The sequence below is a fragment of the Terriglobales bacterium genome (assembly GCA_035454605.1).
Taxonomy (GTDB): domain Bacteria; phylum Acidobacteriota; class Terriglobia; order Terriglobales; family Acidobacteriaceae; genus DATMAB01.
Map to the genome: position 1 here is coordinate 19,903 of DATIGQ010000188.1, position 19,075 is coordinate 38,977.

At 64.5% G+C, this 19,075-nt stretch carries 18 protein-coding genes; 12 read left to right on the plus strand and 6 right to left on the minus strand.

The window, feature by feature from the left end; all coding sequences use genetic code 11:
- Positions 1–43: 43 nt before the first annotated feature.
- Genes tolB through tolQ form a run of 4 tightly spaced genes read right to left on the minus strand, consistent with a single transcriptional unit; the run spans position 44 to position 3,289 of the window.
- On the minus strand, positions 44–1,375 hold the full coding sequence (gene tolB / locus VLE48_13175) for a Tol-Pal system beta propeller repeat protein TolB (protein HSA93959.1): 1,332 nt from the start codon (positions 1,373–1,375) through the stop codon (positions 44–46).
- Between the two features lie 55 nt (positions 1,376–1,430).
- On the minus strand, positions 1,431–2,192 hold the full coding sequence (locus VLE48_13180; protein HSA93960.1) for a TonB family protein: 762 nt from the start codon (positions 2,190–2,192) through the stop codon (positions 1,431–1,433).
- Between the two features lie 2 nt (positions 2,193–2,194).
- Positions 2,195–2,617 (minus strand): biopolymer transporter ExbD, encoded by a 423-nt coding sequence (locus VLE48_13185; GenBank protein ID HSA93961.1) that lies wholly within the window; start codon positions 2,615–2,617, stop codon positions 2,195–2,197.
- Positions 2,618–2,620: 3 nt separating this feature from the next.
- On the minus strand, positions 2,621–3,289 hold the full coding sequence (gene tolQ, locus VLE48_13190) for a protein TolQ (protein ID HSA93962.1): 669 nt from the start codon (positions 3,287–3,289) through the stop codon (positions 2,621–2,623).
- Between the two features lie 230 nt (positions 3,290–3,519).
- Between tolQ and VLE48_13195 the strand changes: the two genes are divergently transcribed.
- The 12 genes from VLE48_13195 (at position 3,520) to hpnE (ending at position 17,194) form a co-directional block, all read left to right on the plus strand.
- Positions 3,520–4,029 carry a heme-binding domain-containing protein gene (locus VLE48_13195; GenBank protein HSA93963.1) on the plus strand — a complete coding sequence of 170 codons (510 nt, stop codon included), beginning with the start codon at positions 3,520–3,522 and terminating at the stop codon, positions 4,027–4,029.
- A gap of 62 nt (positions 4,030–4,091) precedes the next feature.
- Entirely contained in the window at positions 4,092–5,804 is a 1,713-nt protein-coding gene (gene recN / locus VLE48_13200; protein ID HSA93964.1) for a DNA repair protein RecN, read from the plus strand.
- 139 nt (positions 5,805–5,943) lie between these two features.
- Positions 5,944–6,924 carry a 4-hydroxy-3-methylbut-2-enyl diphosphate reductase gene (ispH, locus tag VLE48_13205; GenBank protein ID HSA93965.1) on the plus strand — a complete coding sequence of 327 codons (981 nt, stop codon included), beginning with the start codon at positions 5,944–5,946 and terminating at the stop codon, positions 6,922–6,924.
- Positions 6,925–6,929: 5 nt separating this feature from the next.
- A complete protein-coding gene (gene shc / locus VLE48_13210) occupies positions 6,930–8,906 on the plus strand; it encodes a squalene--hopene cyclase (protein HSA93966.1) in 1,977 nt (658 codons plus the stop codon).
- 51 nt (positions 8,907–8,957) lie between these two features.
- A complete protein-coding gene (gene hpnH, locus VLE48_13215; protein ID HSA93967.1) occupies positions 8,958–9,962 on the plus strand; it encodes an adenosyl-hopene transferase HpnH in 1,005 nt (334 codons plus the stop codon).
- A gap of 36 nt (positions 9,963–9,998) precedes the next feature.
- Positions 9,999–10,991: a hopanoid-associated sugar epimerase gene (gene hpnA, locus VLE48_13220; GenBank protein ID HSA93968.1), complete on the plus strand. Its 993-nt coding sequence runs from the start codon at positions 9,999–10,001 to the stop codon at positions 10,989–10,991.
- On the plus strand, positions 10,984–11,709 hold the full coding sequence (locus VLE48_13225) for a hypothetical protein (protein HSA93969.1): 726 nt from the start codon (positions 10,984–10,986) through the stop codon (positions 11,707–11,709). Before hpnA ends, VLE48_13225 begins: the two co-directional genes overlap by 8 nt.
- 35 nt (positions 11,710–11,744) lie before the next feature.
- A complete protein-coding gene (locus tag VLE48_13230; protein ID HSA93970.1) occupies positions 11,745–12,869 on the plus strand; it encodes a zinc-dependent dehydrogenase in 1,125 nt (374 codons plus the stop codon).
- A gap of 8 nt (positions 12,870–12,877) precedes the next feature.
- Complete coding sequence (locus tag VLE48_13235) at positions 12,878–13,915, plus strand: zinc-binding dehydrogenase (protein HSA93971.1); 1,038 nt, start codon at positions 12,878–12,880, stop codon at positions 13,913–13,915.
- A gap of 32 nt (positions 13,916–13,947) precedes the next feature.
- Positions 13,948–14,904, plus strand: coding sequence for a squalene synthase HpnC (gene hpnC, locus VLE48_13240; GenBank protein HSA93972.1), 957 nt, complete (start codon positions 13,948–13,950; stop codon positions 14,902–14,904).
- A complete protein-coding gene (locus VLE48_13245) occupies positions 14,901–15,803 on the plus strand; it encodes a phytoene/squalene synthase family protein (GenBank protein HSA93973.1) in 903 nt (300 codons plus the stop codon). The genes hpnC and VLE48_13245 overlap by 4 nt, the downstream gene beginning before the upstream one ends.
- Complete coding sequence (gene hpnE / locus VLE48_13250) at positions 15,800–17,194, plus strand: hydroxysqualene dehydroxylase HpnE (GenBank protein ID HSA93974.1); 1,395 nt, start codon at positions 15,800–15,802, stop codon at positions 17,192–17,194. The genes VLE48_13245 and hpnE overlap by 4 nt, the downstream gene beginning before the upstream one ends.
- Before the next feature lie 2 nt (positions 17,195–17,196).
- Here the strand turns inward: hpnE and VLE48_13255 are convergent, their stop codons facing one another.
- Both VLE48_13255 and VLE48_13260 read right to left on the minus strand, forming a co-directional pair.
- The gene (locus VLE48_13255) at positions 17,197–18,483 is read right to left on the minus strand and encodes a TolC family protein (GenBank protein HSA93975.1); all 1,287 of its coding nucleotides are present in this window, start codon (positions 18,481–18,483) and stop codon (positions 17,197–17,199) included.
- 135 nt (positions 18,484–18,618) lie between these two features.
- A complete protein-coding gene (locus VLE48_13260) occupies positions 18,619–18,942 on the minus strand; it encodes a hypothetical protein (protein HSA93976.1) in 324 nt (107 codons plus the stop codon).
- Between the last annotated feature and the right edge of the window lie 133 nt (positions 18,943–19,075).

A 19,075-nucleotide genomic window follows, 5' to 3' on the forward strand; every position in this document is an offset into this window, starting at 1 on the left:
TAGCCTCCTTCGAAAAAGAATTGGCTGCATGCAGTTCGATGCACTACTTGAAACTCCAGTTGGGTTGCGAGTTCTGGCCCGCAGAGGTCAACTGGCGGGCCTCGGTTCCATCCGCCAGCATGCTCCAGATCTGCGTCCGTCCCGAGCGTGTGGACTGAAACACGATATGCCGCCCGTCGGGCGACCAGGACGGAAAGTCGTTATTGCCGGCATTGTGCGTCAGTTGCACCCACTGCCGGCTGGCAATGTCCATTATATAGATGTCCTGTCCGCCGGGCGCGCCGGGTCCGTACTTGCGATTCCAGGAGAACGCCAGCAGTTGCCCGTTGGGGGACCAGGAGGGCGAGACAGCATAACCCTGGTCGGTGATGCGCTGCAGATTGGTGCCGTCGGCGTCCATGATGTAGATCTGCGGCAGTCCGGTGCGCCCGCTGACAAAGGCAAGCTGCGCGCCCGTCTTGGGGTTCCATGTCGGCGCAAGGTCGGGACCCTGGTACGCGGTGAGGCGCTTGGGGTTGGCGCCACTCGAATCGACGACGAAAATCTCGGGATCACCGCGCATGGAGGACGAGAACGCGATCTTGCTGCCGTCGGGTGACCAGGCCGGAGAAATGTTGGTGCCCGCAAAGCGAGGAAAGCTGACCACGCGGCCGAGTTCCAGAGAGTACATGGCCAGGTCCACCGCACCGCGCGCGTAAGAGGTGAACACCACGCGCGAACCGTCGGGTGAGATTCTGGGCGAGAGCGCGATGGAACCCAGCTTGGTGAGCGGCTGCTGGCCGGCGCCGTCGTAGTCCATCATCCACACCTCTTTGTTTCCGGTGCGATTGCTGATGAAGACGATGCGGCTCTCCGCGACCCCGGGCACGCCGCCGCCCAGCCGCAGGATGATCTCGTTGGCGAAGCGATGCGCCATGCGGCGCGCGTTCTCTTCCGTCGCCTTCTCGCTGTACTGCTTGCCCAGCACCAGGGGAGACGCGGGATTCTTGACGTCGTAGAGCCAGCCCTGCATCTGGGCATCTTCGCCCGAGGTTCCGAAGTTGCCGAATGCCACCATGCCGGCGCTGGGTGGGGGATTGCTCCAGGCTTCCGCCCGCATCTGCGCCGGGGCCCCCGGCACGGCCAGCGGGTAGAAGCTGCGCGAGACGACGTCGAAGATTCCCGCGTTCGAAAGATCGTTCCACAACGTTTCATTGAAAACCTTGCGCAGGGCGTCACCGCTGGAGCCACCCGGGCCCGGCTGGAAGTCCGGGACGGCGAGCCGGACTCGTTCCACGCCCAGCCCGGTGCCGGTGCGAATCCAGTCCTGGTAGGGTCGAGCCGGAGCGACGAACGCAGGAATCAGGCAAAGAATGAGAAGAGTACGTTTCATCATGGGTCGAAGTGTTCGGCCAGTTTTTCTTCGGCGTACGGCATTTGGTGCGAGACTGTTATCTCCTGTAGTCAAACCAGAACTCCACCGAAACCTTTGAGCCTGAGTAATCAGGCGGTAGCGGCCCGAAGGTGTCAATGCGCTTCAGTGCACGCAAGGCCGATTGATCGAGCGACGGCACGCCGCTGGACTGCTCGACCTCGATATTGGCGGGCTGGCCGCTGCGCAGGATGTCGAAAGTCACGTACACCCGGCGCGCCGAGCCGATGGACGGGTCCACTTCGTACTTCAGCCAGTTCTCGGACACCTTGCGGCGCACCACGTCCACGTACCAGGCGTAGCGCGAGCCGAAATCACCGCCCGGACCGGTGAAGCCGAACCCGCCTTTGGCGCCGCGCGCCTCAAAGACGCCGTAAGGACCGCTCACCGGCCCGCCCTTACCAAAGGGAATCACGTTGGACTGCGGCGGCGCGACCGGCTTCGGTTTCACCGGCTTTTCGCGCGCGTTGGGCTCGGGGATGGGCACGGCCTCCGGTTCCTGTTCCTTCTCACGAGGCAGCGACTCCGAAAGGCCGGCGGATTCATTGGCCAGCACCTGCTCGGTTTCCGCCGGGGGCCGCGGGATGGGGACGTTGCTCACCAGAGTAGCGCTGAGCGCTCCACCACCACCGGCGCCGCCCCAGTTCTCTCCGTGGAATCCGCCGAAGAGGGCGGCATAGAGCAGCATGCCGCCGAAAAAGAATCCGTGCAGGGCCACCGACAGGGCCACGGACCTCTCCCACGGATCGCGTTCCAGATAGATGTCGGCGCTCACGGCCATGGTTACTTGGCGGATTCCTTCAAGGGCTCGGTAACGATGCTGACATTGGTGATTCCGGCCTGCTTCACCGCATCCATCACGGTGGCAAACGCCCCGAACGGCACATTCTCATCGGCACGCACGTAAATGGACTGGCGCTCCGGGTCGCGCACGCGCTCGCGCAGCCGCGCGCCGACCTGGTTGATGTTGATGGCATCGTTGCCAAAATACACCCGCTGTTTGCGGTCGATGGAGATCACCAGGCGTTCTTCGGAGATCTCCTTCACGGTGCGCGTCTTGGGCACCGACACCTCCACGCCGGACTGCAGCACCGGCGCCGTGATCATGAAGATGATCAGCAGGACCAGCACCACATCCACGAACGGGGTGACGTTGATGTCGGAGAGCGAGCTCTGGGTGCGTCCCTGGGCGTTCGTGAATGCCATACCTCAGCCTCGTGGTTCGGCCGGCGGGCGTTCGGCCGCGTTCAAGAACTCCAGCGCGAAGTCGTCCATGCGCGCTGCGAACTCGCGAATGGAGTGCGTCAACTGGTTATAGCCAATCACCGCCGGGATGGCGGCAAACAGCCCGGCGGCGGTGGCGATCAGCGCCTCCGAGATTCCCGGCGCTACTGCCCGTAGCGTGGCCGCGCCCGAGGTGCCCAGCGAGTGGAAGGCATCAATGATGCCCCAGACCGTTCCGAACAGCCCGATGAACGGCGTCACCGCCCCGGTGGTCGCCAGCCACGGCAGGCGGCGCTCCAACCGCGTCAATTCCTCCGATGCGGCAATCTGCGTGGCGCGTTGGATGGCGACGATGTTTCGCGCCCCACCCGACGGATTTCCGACCTGCCGCTGGTACTCGTGGTAGCCGTACTCGAACACCGCCACCAGCGGGCTGGGACGAAACTGCTCGGCCAGGGCCGCCATGTCGGAGAGACGCGCCACCCGGCGGAATGCCTTCACGAAGCGCGCGCTCTGCACCCGCGCCCGGCTGAACAGGCTCCACTTGGAGATCATGATCGCCCAGGAGAAGATGCTGAAGATGAGCAGGATGACCAGCACCGCCTTGGCCACCGGCCCGCTGGCGGCAATCAGGTTGACGATCTCACCGCCCACCACGACCGCCGGAAAAGATAAGAGAGATAAGGACGCCAAAACATTTCCCACGTTCCGCACCGTAGCATAGGGCTTCGATAGGGTCAACGGAACTCGGACGCACAGAAGGATCCACGCGTTAATGCAGGCCGTCGACACTGCCTTCGCCCGGGCTTTACACTTGGGTTACGCCCGCGCGGATTTTCTGCCCCGCGGCCGCATACTCGATGTATCGGAGCCGGCCCCTCTAAATGAAGAAACTGCTGCCCCGCGCCTTGATGGTTCTGGGATTCCTGTTCGCCGCTGCGCAGATGATCCGGCCCGAGCGCACCAATCCCGCGAGAGATCCTGCGCGCGCGGTCCATGCGCACCTCGCCGTGCCGGCGGAGGTCTCGGCGGTGTTCGAACGCGCCTGCCGCGACTGCCACTCCAACCAGACGCGCTGGCCGTGGTACAGCTACGTGGCGCCTGTCTCCTGGCTGGTGATTGACGACGTCAATCACGGCCGCAGTCATCTGAATCTCTCCGAGTGGGCCGCCTATGACCTCAAGAAGGCCGACAAGATCCTCGATGAGATCTGCGAGGAGATTTCCGAGGACGGCATGCCCCTGCGCTCCTATCGCTGGATGCACCCTGAGGCTCGGCTCACTGACGCCGACGTGCGCCTGCTCTGCGATTGGAGCCGCGAACAGCGCCAGCGCCTCGCCGAATCCTTGGTGCAACCTCCCGCGAAGACGGAAACTTCTCTGACGGCCGACTAGGGCTGTGGAATTTCGCCGCGGACTTCCGTGCTATCCTGCGCGCAGATCCAGGGTCCACCCCGGTGCTGGTCGAACTGCGCGTCGAAAATTACGCTCTCATCGAGCATGTCGAAGTCGAGTTCGGTCGCGGACTGAATCTGTTGACCGGCGAGACCGGCGCCGGCAAGTCCATCCTCATTGACGCTCTGGCGCTGCTCTTGGGGGAGAAGGCTTCGAGCGATCTCGTGCGCCATGGTTCCGAGCGTGCCACCGTGAGCGCCGTCTTCGAGGTGGAAGCCGCCGCGGTCGCCGGGGTGCTCGACGCCAACGGAATCGATGCCACAGCCGGCGAGATCATCGTTCGCCGGGAAATCGCAGCTTCCGGCAAGGGACGCGCCTTCGTCAACAACCAACCAGCCACGCTTGCCGTGCTCCGTCTGCTTGCCGCGCACCTCGCCACCGTACACGCCCAGAACGAATCCATCCTGGCGTTTGACGCCGGCGAGCGGCTCCGCCTGCTCGACAGCTTCGCGAGCATCGACTCCACGGCGGTTTCGGAAGCTTTCCGGCGCTGGAAGTCGCTGCACGAGCGTATCGCCGAGCTCGACCGCAACGAGCAGGACCGGCTGCGACTGGTGGATTTGTGGAGTTTTCAGAAGAAGGAGATTGAATCGGCAAAGCTGGAGCCGGGTGAAGACCGCCGTCTGGAGGCAGAGAAGCGTCTGCTGGCAGATGCGGAAAAGGTACGCGCGGCAGCTTGGCACGCCTACGAGCTCCTCTACGAGGGAGAGGGATCGGCAGCGGCATCGCTGCGCGCGGCGGCGCGCCGCGTCGAAGAGCTGGCGGGATACGACGAAGGCACCTTCCGTGAGGACTTGGCGGCGCTGGAAAGCGCGCGCATTGCCGCCGAGGACTCAGGCGTCAAGTTGCGCGACTTCGCCGAACGCATCCAGGCCTCTCCCGCGCGCCTGGCTGAGGTCGAAGACCGCCTGGCCTTGCTCGACCGTCTGAAACGCAAGTACGGAGACACGGTAGACGCGGTCATCGCCTTCGGCGCCGATGTCGCCCGCAAGCTCGACGAGGTCGAGAATCGCGACGACCTCTTGCGGCGGCTGCGTCAGCAACTGGGCGAGGCCGCGCGGGCCTACCAGGGCGCGGCCGAGAAGATTTCGGGAATGCGCACAGAAGCGGCTCGCCGCCTGGAGAAGCAGGTGGAAGCTGAATTGAACGAGTTGGCCATGAAAGCGCGTTTTCAGGTTGCGCTCCAGCCCCATGCGGAGGAAGCCCATTGGACTGCCGGCGGCTTCGACCAGGTCGATTACCTGTTCGCCGCCAACCCGGGCGAGCCGCTGGGCCCGGTGGAGAGAATCGCCTCGGGGGGAGAACTTTCCCGTGTGATGCTGGCCCTCAAGGCTACGGTAGAAACCAGCAGAGAGCCTGGTTCGAAGAAAGCGACAACCAGGAACCGAGAGTTGGAGATCGCACACAGGACCCTCATCTTCGACGAGATCGACACCGGCATCGGTGGCCGGGCGGCGGAGGCGGTTGGCCGCAAGCTGAAGGCGCTGGCCCGCGGCAACCAGGTGCTGTGCATCACCCACCTACCGCAGATCGCCGCCTTCGCCGACCATCACTATGTGGTGGAGAAGCTGGAGGCCGGCGGGCGCACCCGCACCCACATCCGGCGCCTCTCCGAGGCCGAGCGTACCGAGGAGCTGGCGCGCATGCTGAGCGGCGCCCGGCTGACCGAAACCTCCCGCCGCCACGCCCAGCAGTTGCTCAAGGCCAACCCCTGAATCCATTCGCCCTTCGGGGCATCCCATCGGATGCTAATTCCTGCTGCTCGTGTGGTTTACAGTGGGGATACCGGTGCCCGCGGAGTTATCCTCAAACTTCCGGAATGCTCCCGGCCCGCTTATACTGGTTGAGAACTCGATGACGGTCGCTCAGGCGGAAAAGACGCTGCTCCTGCTGAAGCCACGCGGTTTCTGCGCCGGTGTAGTCCGGGCCATCGACATCGTGCGTATTGCGCTCGATACCTTCGGCCCGCCCATCTACGTGCGCAAGGAGATTGTCCACAACCGCTACGTGGTGGAGGATTTGGCCGCCAAGGGCGCCATCTTCGTTGACAGCGTGGAGGAAGTCCCTGACGGCGAGCGCGTCATTTACAGCGCCCACGGTGTCTCGCCCGAGGTGCGGGAAGCCAGCGAGCGCCGCCGTCTGCGGGTGATCGACGCCACCTGCCCGCTGGTCACCAAGGTGCACGTCGAGGCGGTCAAGTATGCCACCGAAGGCTACTCGATTATCCTCATCGGCCACCGTGACCATGATGAAGTGATCGGGACGCTGGGCGAGGCTCCGCTGGTGACGGAAGTGGTGAGCACGCCGGAGGAAGTCGAGGCGCTCACGGTGCCAGACCCGAACCGCGTCGCCTACATCACCCAGACCACGCTCAGCCTGGATGAGACCCGCGGCATCATTGAAGCCTTGGAGCGCAAGTTCCCCAAGATCAAGGGCCCGGCGGCGCAGGACATCTGCTATGCCACGGAGAACCGGCAGCTCGCGGTGAAGCACGTCGCCGGCGATGCCGACTTGCTGCTGGTGGTAGGGTCGGATAACAGCTCGAACTCGAACCGCCTGGTGGAGGTCGCCGGGCTGCTGGGCGCTCGTGCCCACCTTATCGAGAACTATCGCGCCATCCAGCCAGAATGGCTGGACGGTGTGAAGAACCTGGCCCTGACGGCCGGCGCGTCGGCTCCGGAGTGCCTGGTGGAAGAAGTGGTCACCTTCCTGGCCAGCGCCGGGTTCACCAACGTGCAGGAAGTGGAAGTCATGCCGGAGAACGTGCGCTTTGGCCTGCCTCCGGAGATCGTGCAGGCGATCGCGGCCGCTCCCTCTGCCGCGGCCGCAAAATGAGCAGCATGGAAAACTCGCAGTCTGCCGGGCGCCCTCCGGCGCCCGGAGCCCCGACCCAAGCCAAGCTGGACGACATCCTCAGCCGGGTGGCTGCGGCCCGCGACGCGGCCCGAAAGTTCCTGTTCTCTATTCAGCACGAGGAGGGCTACTGGTGTGGCGAACTCGAGGCGGATACCACCCTCGAGTCCGACTACATCCTGCTGCACGCCCTGCTGGGAACGGGCAATCCCGGGCGCATCGCCAAAGCGGCACGCTACATACTCGAACACCAAAACGCGGATGGCGGCTGGAGTATCTACCACGGCGGCCCGTCCAACGTCAGCGCCTCGGTCAAAGCTTATTTCGGGCTGAAACTGGCCGGCTACCGCGCCGACCACCCCGCGCTGGAGCGGGCCCGGAAGATCATCCTTGAGCTCGGCGGAGTTACCGAAGTCAACACCTTCACCAAGATCTACCTCTGCTTCTTCGGACAGTACGACTACTTCGCCGTGCCCGCCATTCCGCCGGAGATCGTGCTGTTCCCGCGCTGGTTCTGGTTCAACCTCTACGAGATTTCCTCCTGGTCGCGGGCCATCCTGGTACCGCTCTCCATCGCCTACGCCAAGAAGCCGTTCAAGAAGATCCCGCGCGAGATGGGCGTGGAGGAGTTGTTCGTCGGAGGGCGCGAGCACGCCAACCTGCATCTGCGCTGGGCATCGAAGATTCTGAGCTGGCGCAACTTCTTCCTGTTCCTGGATCGCATGACGCACTGGTTCGAACGCGTGCACGTTCGACCGCTGCGCTCGCTCGCCATTCGGCGGGCGGAGAAGTGGATGCTGGAGCGGCTGGAGATGAGCGACGGATTGGGCGCCATCTTCCCGGGGATCATGAACTCGATCATCGCACTCCGCTGCCTGGGTTATTCCCTCGATGATCCGCAGCTGATCCGCGCCCTGGACGAATTCGAGGCCTTGCACATCGAAGAGGAAGACACGCTGCGCATGCAGCCTTGCAAATCGCCGGTCTGGGACACGGCCTATGCCGTCTTCGCGCTGGGAGAGAGCGGTGTCTCGCCCGGAGATCCGCGTTTGCAGGCCGCCGCCGACTGGATGCTCAAGAAACAGGTCACGCACCGGGGCGACTGGGCGGTGAAGTGTCCAAAGGCCCAGCCCGCAGGCTGGTACTTCGAGTTCAACAACGAGTTCTACCCCGATGTGGACGATACCGCCATGGTGGCGCTGGCGCTGGGACGTGTGAACCATCCCAACGGCCGCTACCAGCATGAGTCGGTGGAGCGCGCCCTCGACTGGGTGCGGGCCATGCAGTGCCGCAACGGCGGCTGGGCGTCGTTCGACAAGGATAACGACCGCATGGTCTTCCAGTACGTGCCCTTTGCCGACCACAACGCCATGCTCGACCCGGCTACGGTGGACATCACCGGGCGCGTGCTGGAGGCACTGGCTGCCTACGGTGTCACCCACCAGGACCGTCAGGTTCAACGCGCCCTCGCGTTTATCCGGCGGGAACAGGAACCCGACGGTTCCTGGTTCGGCCGCTGGGGCGTGAACTATGTTTATGGCACCATGCAGGTGCTGCGCGGGCTGGAAGCTATTGGCGAGGACATGGCGCAGCCCTGGATCCAGAGCGCCGCTCAATGGCTGCGCAGTGTGCAGAATCCCGACGGCGGCTGGGGCGAAACCTGCGGATCTTATGACGACCCCACAGCCCGCGGGGTCGGGCCCAGCACGCCTTCGCAGACCGCCTGGGGCGTGCTTGGATTGATGGCCGCCGGGGACCATTCCAGCGATTCTGTCCATCGCGGCATCGCGTGCCTGCTGCGCGGCCAGAGAAAGGACGGCTCCTGGGACGAGAAACATTACACCGGGACCGGATTCCCGCGCGTGTTCTATCTGGCGTATCACCTGTACCGGCAGTATTTCCCGTTGCTGGCACTGACCACGTATGCGCAGCAGATCGCGTCCCAGAGGAAGAGTGCCAGTTAGAAGTTCGCGCAACCGAGGATCGAAAAAGTAACCAGGAGCGAGAGAGGCCGAATGCGTTTTCCGTTGGCACTGCAGTACGACTTGTCGAAGTACATCATCAGCAAGAAGCTGAAGGGTGAGGAACGCTTCCCCCTGGTGATGATGCTGGAGCCGCTCCATGCCTGCAACCTCACCTGTACGGGATGCGGCCGCATCCGCGAGTACGAGAGCACGATCCGCGAGGTGGTGCCGGTGGAACAGTGCCTGGCTGCGGCGGATGAGTGCGGCGCGCCCATCGTTTCCATCTGTGGCGGCGAGCCCATGATCTACAAGGACCTTGCCAAGCTGGTCGAGGAGCTGTTGGCGCGCAAGAAGCACATTTACCTATGCACGAACGGTATGTTCATCCGCAAGCGCATCCACGAGTTCAAGCCCTCGAAGCGCTTCTTCTTCAACGTGCACCTGGATGGCATGCGGCGCTCGCACGACATTGCCGTGGAGCGCGAAGGCGTCTTTGACGCCGCCGTCGACGGTATCCGCTGCGCCAAGGAGCACGGTTTCCAGGTCTGTACCAACACCACCGTCTACATGGAAACCGATATGAACGAGATCGAGGCCCTGTTCGAGTACCTGGAAGCGCTGGGCGTGGACGGCCACATGATCTCGCCGGGATACTCGTACAGCGCCGTCCAGACCAAGGAGATTTTCCTGGACCGTGCCCGCATCCGCGACAAGTTCCGGGAGATCAAGCGCCTGGCCAAACGGTTCCCGCTGAACACTTCGCCGGTCTACGCCGAGTTCCTGGCTGGCGACCGCGACCTCATGTGCACCGCCTGGGGCAATCCCACCTACAACACCAAGGGGTGGAAGGGGCCCTGTTACCTGATGACGGACGCGCACCATGCCAACTTCAGCGACCTGATCCAAGAGACGCCGTGGGAGAAATATGGCTATGGTCGTGATCCCCGCTGCGAGAACTGCCTGGTGCACTGCGGCTACGAGGCCAGTGCGGCCACCGGTAAGGATGCCCGCTTCGGCGATACCTGGAAGATGTTCGCCTGGTCATTCTTCGGTTGATGGGCATGACTGGCTTTCTCGCCCACCAGATTCACAGTGAAGGTCTTCGTAACAGGCGCGACCGGGTTCGTCGGCAGCCATCTCGCCCGCATGCTGGCCGGTTCGGGCGCAGAATTGCGGCTGCTGCTGCGGTCGGCCAGCCGGACGGACAACATTGAGGGTCTGCCGGCGGAGCGGATTGTCGGCGATCTGCGTGACCCGGAGTCCTTGCGCCGTGGGCTCCAGGGGTGCGAACTGGCGTTTCATGTCGCCGCGGATTACCGGTTGTGGGTGCGGCGCCCGGAAGAGCTGTACGAGGCCAACGTCGAGGGCACGCGGTCGCTCCTGGCGGCTGCAGGGCGGGCGGGCGTTCGGCGCGTCGTGTACACCTCCAGCGTTGCGACCATGGGCTTTCCCCCTGACGGTACTTCGGGCGACGAAGAGTCACCCGTTCGAATCGCGGATATGATCGGCCACTACAAGCGTTCGAAGTTCCTGGCCGAAGAGGTGGCGCTGGAAGCCGCGCGCGCGGGACAGGACGTGGTGATTGTGAATCCCACCACGCCTGTCGGCGAGGGCGACATCAAACCCACGCCCACCGGCAAGATCGTGGTGGATTTTCTGAATCGCCGGTTTCCGGCGTACCTGGATACGGGTTTGAACCTGGTCGATGTGGCGGAGGTAGCGCGGGGGCACGTGATGGCGGCGGAAAAAGCGCGGCCCGGCCGGCGCTACATCCTGGGCGGTGAGAACCTGACGCTAAAGCAGGTACTGGACAAGCTGGCGGCGCTCACCGGCCTCGCGGCTCCGAGCGTGCGCTTGCCCTACGCCGTAGCGTTCGCATTCGGCGCGATGGATACGCTGTTCTCCGGCGTATTGCTGGGCCGCGAGCCGCGGGCGCCGCTGGAGGCCGTCCGCATGGGCCGCAAGAAAATGTTCGTCACTTCGGCGAGAGCAGAACGCGAGCTGGGCTGGAAGGTGACGCCACCCGACGACGCTCTGCGCCGCGCCGTGGAGTGGTTTCAGGCGCACGGGTACGTTCGTGCCTAGGATTGTTATCGTTGCAGCGCTGGAGCGAGAGGTCCGGCCCTTGATCGATGGCTGGTCGCGGAAATCTGTCCCTTTGGTTCGGGACGGCTGGAAAAGTAAGGCCTCGTTCTTTGAAAGGGAGAGCGCCCTGGTGGTTTGCAGTGGCATCGGACAGGATGCCGCCCTCATGGCTGCCGACGCCGCGCTCGCGAAGAGCGGCGCCCAGGTGCTGGTTTCCGCAGGATTCGCGGGGGCGCTGCAGCCGGAAGGAAGAGTCGCGGATGTGCTTTGTCCCGCGCTGGTGGTAGGAGCCGAATCCGGCGAACGATTCAACACGCTCGGCGGCCGCGGCACGTTGGTAAGCAGTCGCCAAGTCGTGCAGTCGCGGGAGAAGCGCCAGTTCGGCGCCCGCTTCGGGGCAGAAGCCGTAGACATGGAGGCGGTGGCCGTGGCGGCGCTGGCTCAGCAACGCGCCGTCGGTTTCCTCGCGGTGAAAGCTATTTCGGATGAATTGGATTCGGATTTGCCGCCGGTGGGCCGCTTTGTGGATCGCGCAGGACGTTTCCAGGCGACTCGATTTGTCGCCCACCTGGCCATACGCCCGCACCTCTGGCCCATGGTGCGACGACTGGCACGAGACTCGGAACGGGCCGCACGCGCGCTTTGCCGGCAACTGGAACTCTTGCTCACCGACGAAGGTTTTGAAAGCTTTGTTCGGGGAAGAGCGCGGTCGGCATAACCTTTTTGGAGAGAGAATAGGTAGGGAAGGAGACGATGACGGTCGCAACGCAGACCGAGACGCAGCCTCAGATCGCCGCCATTCCCGCCACCATGCAGGCGGCGGTGTACCGCGGGGTCAACGACGTCCGCGTGGAGACCGTGCCGGTGCCTGAGATCGGCCCCGGGGAACTGCTTCTTCGGGTGCACACTTGCGGCATTTGCGGCACCGACCTGAAGAAAATCTCCACCGGCTCTCATTCCGCGCCCCGCATCTTCGGCCACGAGACTTCGGGAGTCGTAGCGGCGGTGGGTGCAGGCGTCACCGCCTTCAAGGTCGGCGACCGGGCGATGGCCTTCCACCACATCCCTTGCCGTGAGTGCTATTACTGCCGTCTCAAGGTGTTCGCGCAATGCCCGGTGTACAAAAAGGTGGGCACGACGGCCGGATTCGAGCCGGCCGGCGGCGGCTTTGCCGAGTATGTCCGGGTGATGGACTGGATCGTGCGCAAGGGCGTGGTGCGCATCCCGGACGGCACTTCTTTCGAGCAGGCCTCCTTTGTCGAGCCGGTGAACACCTGCATGAAGGGAATCGAGACCCTGGGACTGGTCCCCGGCGAGACGGTGCTGGTTCTGGGGCAGGGGCCCATCGGCATCATTCTGGCTGTTCTGGCCGGCCGGGCGGGGGCTCAGGTTATAACTTCCGATTTGTACCGCCAAAGGCTTACAATAGCCTCAGGCTTCGGGATACAACTGGCGCTCGACGCATCGCAGGCCGACCTGGCCGCGGAAGTTCGTCGTCGCACCGAGGGCCGTGGCGCCGATGCGGTGATTGTGGCCGCGGCCGGTAACGGGCTGATTCAGCCCGCCTTGGACGCCACGAGGCCGGGTGGACGGGTGCTCTTGTTCGCGCAGACCGTGCGCGGCGAGGCCGCGCTCGATCCTTCATCGGTGTGTGTAGACGAAAAGTCGTTGTTGGGCTCCTACAGCGCCTCGATCGACCTGCAGGAGAAATCGGTGCGTTTTGTATTCAGTCGGGAGATGGATCTGGAGCGGCTCATCACGCACCGCTTCCCGCTCCCGCAAGCGGTCGCGGCGCTTGAATTGGCTGCCCATCCCGGACCCGATTCCATGAAAGTGGTCATTCAACCAGGGCAGCTTTGGGAAGGAAGAAAGCCTTGAGCGGAAAGATGACAGCAGCCGTCCTCTACGGCAAAGAGGACGTGAAGATCGAACGTGTGCCCATCCCCCATGTCGAGGAGGGCGAGCTTCTCATCAAGGTGCAGGTCGCTCTTACCTGCGGCACCGACCTGAAGGTGTATCAACGCGGCTATCATGCGCGCATGATCGTGCCTCCGGCATTGTTCGGGCATGAGCTGGCGGGCGTGGTGGAAGAGGTCGGTGGGGGCGTGAAGCACTTCTGCAAGGGCATGCGGGTGGTCGCGCTCAACTCCGCCCCCTGCCAGATGTGCTTCTATTGCTCCAAGCACCAGGAGAACCTCTGCGAGAACCTGCTGTTCAACAACGGCGCGTACGCGGAGTACATCAAGATTCCTCGCCGCATTGTGGAGTCCAACACGCTCACCATCCCGCCCAATGTCAGTTTCGTGGAAGCGGCGATGGTCGAGCCTCTGGCCTGTGTGTTGCGCGGGTTGCATGAGACCGGGGTCGAAATCGGCGACACCGTGGCCGTCATCGGGGGCGGTCCTATTGGCCTGATGTTCGTGCAGGTGGCCAAGCTCACCGGTTGCAACGTCATCGCCGTCGTGAAGCGCGATTCCCAGGTGCAGGCAGCCAAACGTTTTGGCGCCGATGAGACCATTCAGGTCACTTCCGTGGCCGATCCGGTGGAAGCGGTGCGCGCCCTCAGCCCGGATCGCCGTGGCGCGGACGTGGTCATCGAGGCCGTGGGACGTCCGCAGGCGTGGGAGTGGGCTGTGGACATGGTACGGAAGGGCGGCACCGTGAATTTCTTCGGTGGCTGCGCTTCCGGCACCAAGGTGCAGCTCGACACCAACCGGCTGCACTATGCCGAAGTCACGCTCAAGGCCACGTTCCATCACACGCCCGAGGCCGTGCGCCGCGCTTTCGCTCTCATCACCGAGAAGAAGATCAAGAGCAGCGACTACGTCACCAGCGAAGCGCCGCTCTCGCGTCTGCATCAGGTGTTGCGGCACATGCTCAACCGCAACGGTGATATCAAGACCGCGATCATCCCCGGACACTAGCGGGCCGCCGGCTGCTTGCGGAGACTAAATCGATGTCCTCCACCGCCAGTTCCAGTCCCGGCCGGGTGGCGGGGGTCCTTCCCGCCTCCGCACGCGGCTGGGCTGCGTTGCCGGCAGAGTACGCGATCCCGCAGCATACCCCCTCGCTCGACGAAGCCCGTGCCTACTGTCGGCGTCTGGCCCGCTCCCACTACGAGAACTTTCACGTCGCTACCTGGTTCCTGCCGGAGCGCCTGCGGCCACATTTCTATAGCGTCTACGCCTACTGCCGCATCTCCGACGACTTGGGTGATGAGGTCGGTGACCCCGAGGCCGCGCTCCAGCTACTCGACGAGTGGGAGGCCGAGCTCGACGCCTGCTACGCCGGCGCGCCCCGCCATCCTGTGTTCGTGGCCCTGGCGGAAACGGTGCGGGCCTGCGACATTCCTCGCCAGCCCTTCGCCGACCTGCTCAAGGCTTTTCGTCAGGACCAGACGGTGGCGCGCTATGCCACCTTCGAGGAACTGCTGGGTTATTGCCGCTATTCGGCGAATCCCGTAGGCCGCCTGGTGTTGTTCGTCTGCGGCTACCGCGACCCGGAGCGCCAGCAGCTTTCCGATTTCACCTGCACCGCCCTGCAGCTTGCCAACTTCTGGCAGGACGTAACCGTGGACTACGCCAAGGGGCGCATCTACCTGCCCGGCGAGGACATGGTTCGCTTCGGCGTGAGCGAGGGGGACCTCTGCCTTCATCGCCCCACGCCTGCCTTCCTGGACCTGATGCGCTTCCAAGTGGAGCGGGCCCGCCAGTGGTTCGCGCGGGGCCTGCCTTTGGCCGGGACGGTGGACCGCGATCTCGCGCTCGACGTCGAGCTCTTTACCCGCGGCGGCCAGGAGATCCTGGATGCCATCAAGCGCCGGGGTTACGACGTGCTGAGCGCCCGCCCCGTGATCTCCCGTCCACGCAAGCTCAAGCTCCTGATGCAGGCGGCGGTGAGGAAGCTGCGATGAGCGGCCAACTCGTGCACGCCTACGCCGTGTGCCGCGGCATCACCCGTTCGGCCGCGCGCAATTTCTATTTCGCGTTCCTGGTACTGCCACGCGAGAAGCGGGACGCGCTCGCCGCCGTCTACGCTTTCATGCGTCGCGCCGACGATATCGCCGACCACCCGGCACTTTCTCCGGCAGAGAAGCGCGCCCGCCTGGAGGAATGGCGTGAGCACATGCACCACGTGGCCGAGGGCCACTCCACCGACGACCCCGTGCTGTTCGCCCTGGGCGACGCTCAGCTGCGCTTTCAGATCCCGGTGGAGCTGCTCGACCAGCTCATCACCGGCACCGAGATGGATATTGGGGAAGCGACCCCGGCTGCCGGAGCACCCACTATCCGCTATCAGTCCTTCGACGATCTCTCCCGCTACTGCTACCACGTCGCTTCGGTCGTGGGCCTGGTCACCATCCGCATTTTCGGGTACCGCGATCCGGCTGCCGAACCGCTCGCGGTGCGCACCGGCATGGCCTTCCAGCTCACCAACATCCTGCGCGACGTGCGCGAGGACGCCGCCCTGGGCCGCATCTACCTGCCGGTGGAGGACCTGGCCCGCTTCGGCTGTTCGCCCGAAGAGCTGGCCGCAGGGGTCAACAACGGCTTCGATCCGGCGCGCCTCAAACCTGTGCTCGAATTCGAGGCCGGCCGCGCTCGCGAGCTTTATGCCGCCGCCGACGAACTGCTTCCGCTGATCGACGAGGACAGTCAGCCCGCGCTCTGGGTCTTGGTCAGCATCTATCGCCGCCTGCTGGAGAAGATGGCGCAGCGTAACTTCGATGTCTTCCGCCAGCGGGTGGGGCTCTCGTTTGCCGAAAAATTGGGTGTGCTCACGCGGGGATTCCTGCGTCGCCTCACCGGATGACCACTTCCGCCAGGACTGTGGCCGTAGTCGGGGGCGGCCTCGCGGGCCTCTCCGCCGCCTGTGCCCTGGCTGACGTCGGGTTCCGCGTCAGCCTCCTCGAGCGCCGTCCGTATCTCGGCGGCCGCGCCTCTTCCTACGAGCATCCGGGCACCGGCGAAGTAGTGGATAACTGCCAGCACGTGGTGCTCGCCTGCTGTACCAACCTCCTCGATTTCTACCGACGCACCGGCGTCGAGCAGAAGATTCGCTGGTACGACCGGCTCACTTTCCTGGAGCCCGGCGGACGCCAAACCGTGCTCGGGCCTTCGTGGCTGCCGGCTCCCTTGCACGCGGTGCCGTCGTTTCTGAGCGCCGCCTCGCTCGGCCTGGCAGACAAGCTGGCCATCGGCCGCGCCATGTTGCACTTCCTGTCCTCGGTTCCCCCTGATTCCGGCGAGCCCTTTCTCGGCTGGCTGCGGCGCCATGGACAGACACAGCGCGCCATCGACCGCTTCTGGAAGGTCGTCCTGGTCAGCGCGCTCAACGAAGACCTGGACCGCATGTGCGTCCCTTACGCGGCGCAGGTGTTTCGCGAGTCGTTCCTCAAGTCGGCGGCGGCGGGACAGATGGGTGTGCCCACCGCGCCACTGACCGAACTCTACGCGGCCGGAATCGCGTATCTGGAGGCGCGAGGCGGGCAGGTGCGCCTGCGCTCGACCGCGGAGTCATTCGAGCCGCAGGCCGATAGCGTTTTGCTGCGGTCTTCGGTGGGCGACTTGCGCACCGATTTCGCCGTGCTGGCAGTGCCCTTCGACGTGGCGGCGCGCCTGCTGCCGGCGCAGCCTGAGGCCGAGCCCCTGCGCGCGCAGCTCGGGCGCTTTGAGACCTCGCCCATCACCGGCATCCACCTTTGGTTCGACCGCGAGGTCACCGACCTCGACCACGCCGTGCTGCTCGATCGCACCATCCAGTGGATGTTCCACAAGTCGCGCATCCTCGAGCGCCGCGCCGGGGAAGGGAACGGTAGCTACCTGGAACTGGTCGTCAGCTCATCGAAGTCGCTGGTGGAAAAGCCGCGCAACGAGATCCTGGAACTGGCCCTCGCTGAGCTGAAGGAGTTTTTTCCCAAAGCCGCGGAGGCGCGCCTCGTGAAGTCCACGGTCATCAAGGAAGTGCATGCGACGTACTCCGCGCTGCCCGGTTCGGACGACTATCGCCCTGGAGCGGCGACCGTGTGGCCGCGCGTCTTCCTGGCCGGCGACTGGACCGCCACCGGCTGGCCCGCCACCATGGAAGGCGCAGTGCGCAGCGGCTACCGCGCCGCGGAAGAAGTCGCGCGCGCAGCCGGGCAGCCAGCGCGCCTCTTGGTGCCCGACCTTCCGCCGACGGGCTTCATGCGACTGTTCGGCTAGACCTACTTGGTCGCCCAGGCCTCCAACTGGCCCGTGGTCTTGAGCAACTCAAGCTGTGCCTTCTCCAGCGCGAAGCTGGCGTCGAGGAAGGCGCGGTAGCGTTCAGCCTCGCTGAGCCGGGCATTCTGCTCGTCGCGCAGGGAAGCGGTGCCGGCCTCGATGCGTCCCTGTACGGCGTCCACTTCGGAGCGCGCCAACTGGTACTCCAGCCGCGCCACTTCCTGGGCCGCAGCCGCTTCGCGGACCGCGCGCTGCAGGCGCAGAGCCTCGCTCGACACCTGCTGGCGCACGCCCTCGGCCCGCTTTTGCGCCATCACCGATTCTGAATCCGCCGCCTCGGCCCTCGCCCGCTGCGTGAAATCGAGGAAAGGGAAGCGGATGGAGACGCCGAAGGTGCCGTTGTGCCGCTGAAATCGGTTGAAGAAGTCGTCGTAATTGTTGAAGCGTGCCAGCATGGCGTACTGGGCCACCAGGTTGAAGCTGGGATACAGCGCCCGGCGTTCCCCCCTGGCGCGGAATTGCTGGGCCGCGGCCTGTTCGTCCGCGATCTTCACCAGCGGATTGTTTTCCAGTGCTCGCCCGGTCAGGTTTTCTTCCTGGTGCACTTCCGGAAGATTGGGGACGGATTCGGCGTCGGTCTCCAGAGCATCCGGGGGCAGCCCGGTGAGTTGGCTCAAGCGCAAACGGAGCACATCGATGGCTCCCTGCGCTTCAGCCAGGCGCATGCGCACGCGCGCGGTGGCCAGCTTCGCCCGCGTGCGTTCCACTTCGCTATCCACGCCCACGGCGACACGTTCCCCGGTGATCTGCTCGATGCGCTCGGCCGCTTTTTCCTGCTGCCGCAGCGTAGCCAGTTCGCTGCTCAGCTTGTCCAGTTCCAGGTAGACCAGGGCTGTCTCCAACAGCACCTCGTTCTTGCGGTCCTCGTTCTTGCGGCTGGCCGCGGACCACTCGCTCTTGGCGGCGCGCACGAATTCTCTTTGGGCGGCGTTGTAGAGAAACTGGGAGGAAACCACCCGGAGAATGGAAGGCGCGGACCCTTCGACGCTCAGGGGAAAGCCGGAGGTCGCTGCCAGCCCCGAGCCCACCACCAGCTGGGGCAGGTAGACGTTGCGCGTGGCCAGGTACTCGTGTTCGGCGCGGACCTGATCGGCGTTGGCGATGGCCATGGTGCCGCTGTTGCGCACCGCCAACTCCAGCGCTCGCCGAAAGGGAACCGGCTCGGCCAAAGCAGGATTCGCGAAGAACGCCAGCCAGAGGATCAGGCCAAATCGTTTCAGCTCTCGCATAGATCACCTTGGAATCTGCAGGATTTCGTGGACAGGGATGGATTGTAAACGACACCCGCGGACACCGGAGGAAACCGTGACGACGAGGCCTGCCTTTGAGCGGTTGACGCGTTGCGCAGCAGCAGGCGCCAGGCCCTAGTCCAGCGGCGCCAGCAGACTAGGCATGCCATATGCGCGCGCGACTTTCTCGCAGAGGTCACCGGCCTCGTCACCGGGCTCCACGTCGACCCCGGCATTCAGGAGCCGGGTCAAAATCTCGGCCGGAACGGCATGACCGCGGCCCGGATGAGGGAGGATCTCAACACCTGGAACTTCTTCGATCTGCAGCCGAAGATTGTCCTCGACCAGGTCCGCAACGCAGAACCAGGAGCCGTCTCTCAGGAGTACGGCTTGGTAGCGTACCCGCCGTGAGAGCAGTTCGACCGCATCGGACGGTCCCAGGAGAATCACGATATGCACTCTCGATGGTTTCGTGCAGGTCGCCCGGTCTCGTGCAATGCTCGACACGAAACAACAGATTGCGCGGGGCGCGTATCGGTCGAGCGCCGTGTTATGGTGGCGCGACAGCGAGCGGACTGCATAACGTTAGAGT

Coding starts and splice junctions, on each gene's coding strand:
- hpnC (HSA93972.1), top strand. CDS start 13,948: ATGTCCTCCACCGCCAGTTCCAGTCCCGGCCGGGTGGCGGGGGTCCTT.
- VLE48_13235 (HSA93971.1), top strand. CDS start 12,878: ATGACAGCAGCCGTCCTCTACGGCAAAGAGGACGTGAAGATCGAACGT.
- hpnH (HSA93967.1), top strand. CDS start 8,958: ATGCGTTTTCCGTTGGCACTGCAGTACGACTTGTCGAAGTACATCATC.
- VLE48_13185 (HSA93961.1), bottom strand. CDS start 2,617: ATGGCATTCACGAACGCCCAGGGACGCACCCAGAGCTCGCTCTCCGAC.
- VLE48_13230 (HSA93970.1), top strand. CDS start 11,745: ATGACGGTCGCAACGCAGACCGAGACGCAGCCTCAGATCGCCGCCATT.
- hpnE (HSA93974.1), top strand. CDS start 15,800: ATGACCACTTCCGCCAGGACTGTGGCCGTAGTCGGGGGCGGCCTCGCG.
- VLE48_13245 (HSA93973.1), top strand. CDS start 14,901: ATGAGCGGCCAACTCGTGCACGCCTACGCCGTGTGCCGCGGCATCACC.
- VLE48_13180 (HSA93960.1), bottom strand. CDS start 2,192: ATGGCCGTGAGCGCCGACATCTATCTGGAACGCGATCCGTGGGAGAGG.
- ispH (HSA93965.1), top strand. CDS start 5,944: ATGACGGTCGCTCAGGCGGAAAAGACGCTGCTCCTGCTGAAGCCACGC.
- tolB (HSA93959.1), bottom strand. CDS start 1,375: ATGATGAAACGTACTCTTCTCATTCTTTGCCTGATTCCTGCGTTCGTC.
- VLE48_13195 (HSA93963.1), top strand. CDS start 3,520: ATGAAGAAACTGCTGCCCCGCGCCTTGATGGTTCTGGGATTCCTGTTC.
- shc (HSA93966.1), top strand. CDS start 6,930: ATGGAAAACTCGCAGTCTGCCGGGCGCCCTCCGGCGCCCGGAGCCCCG.
- VLE48_13255 (HSA93975.1), bottom strand. CDS start 18,483: ATGCGAGAGCTGAAACGATTTGGCCTGATCCTCTGGCTGGCGTTCTTC.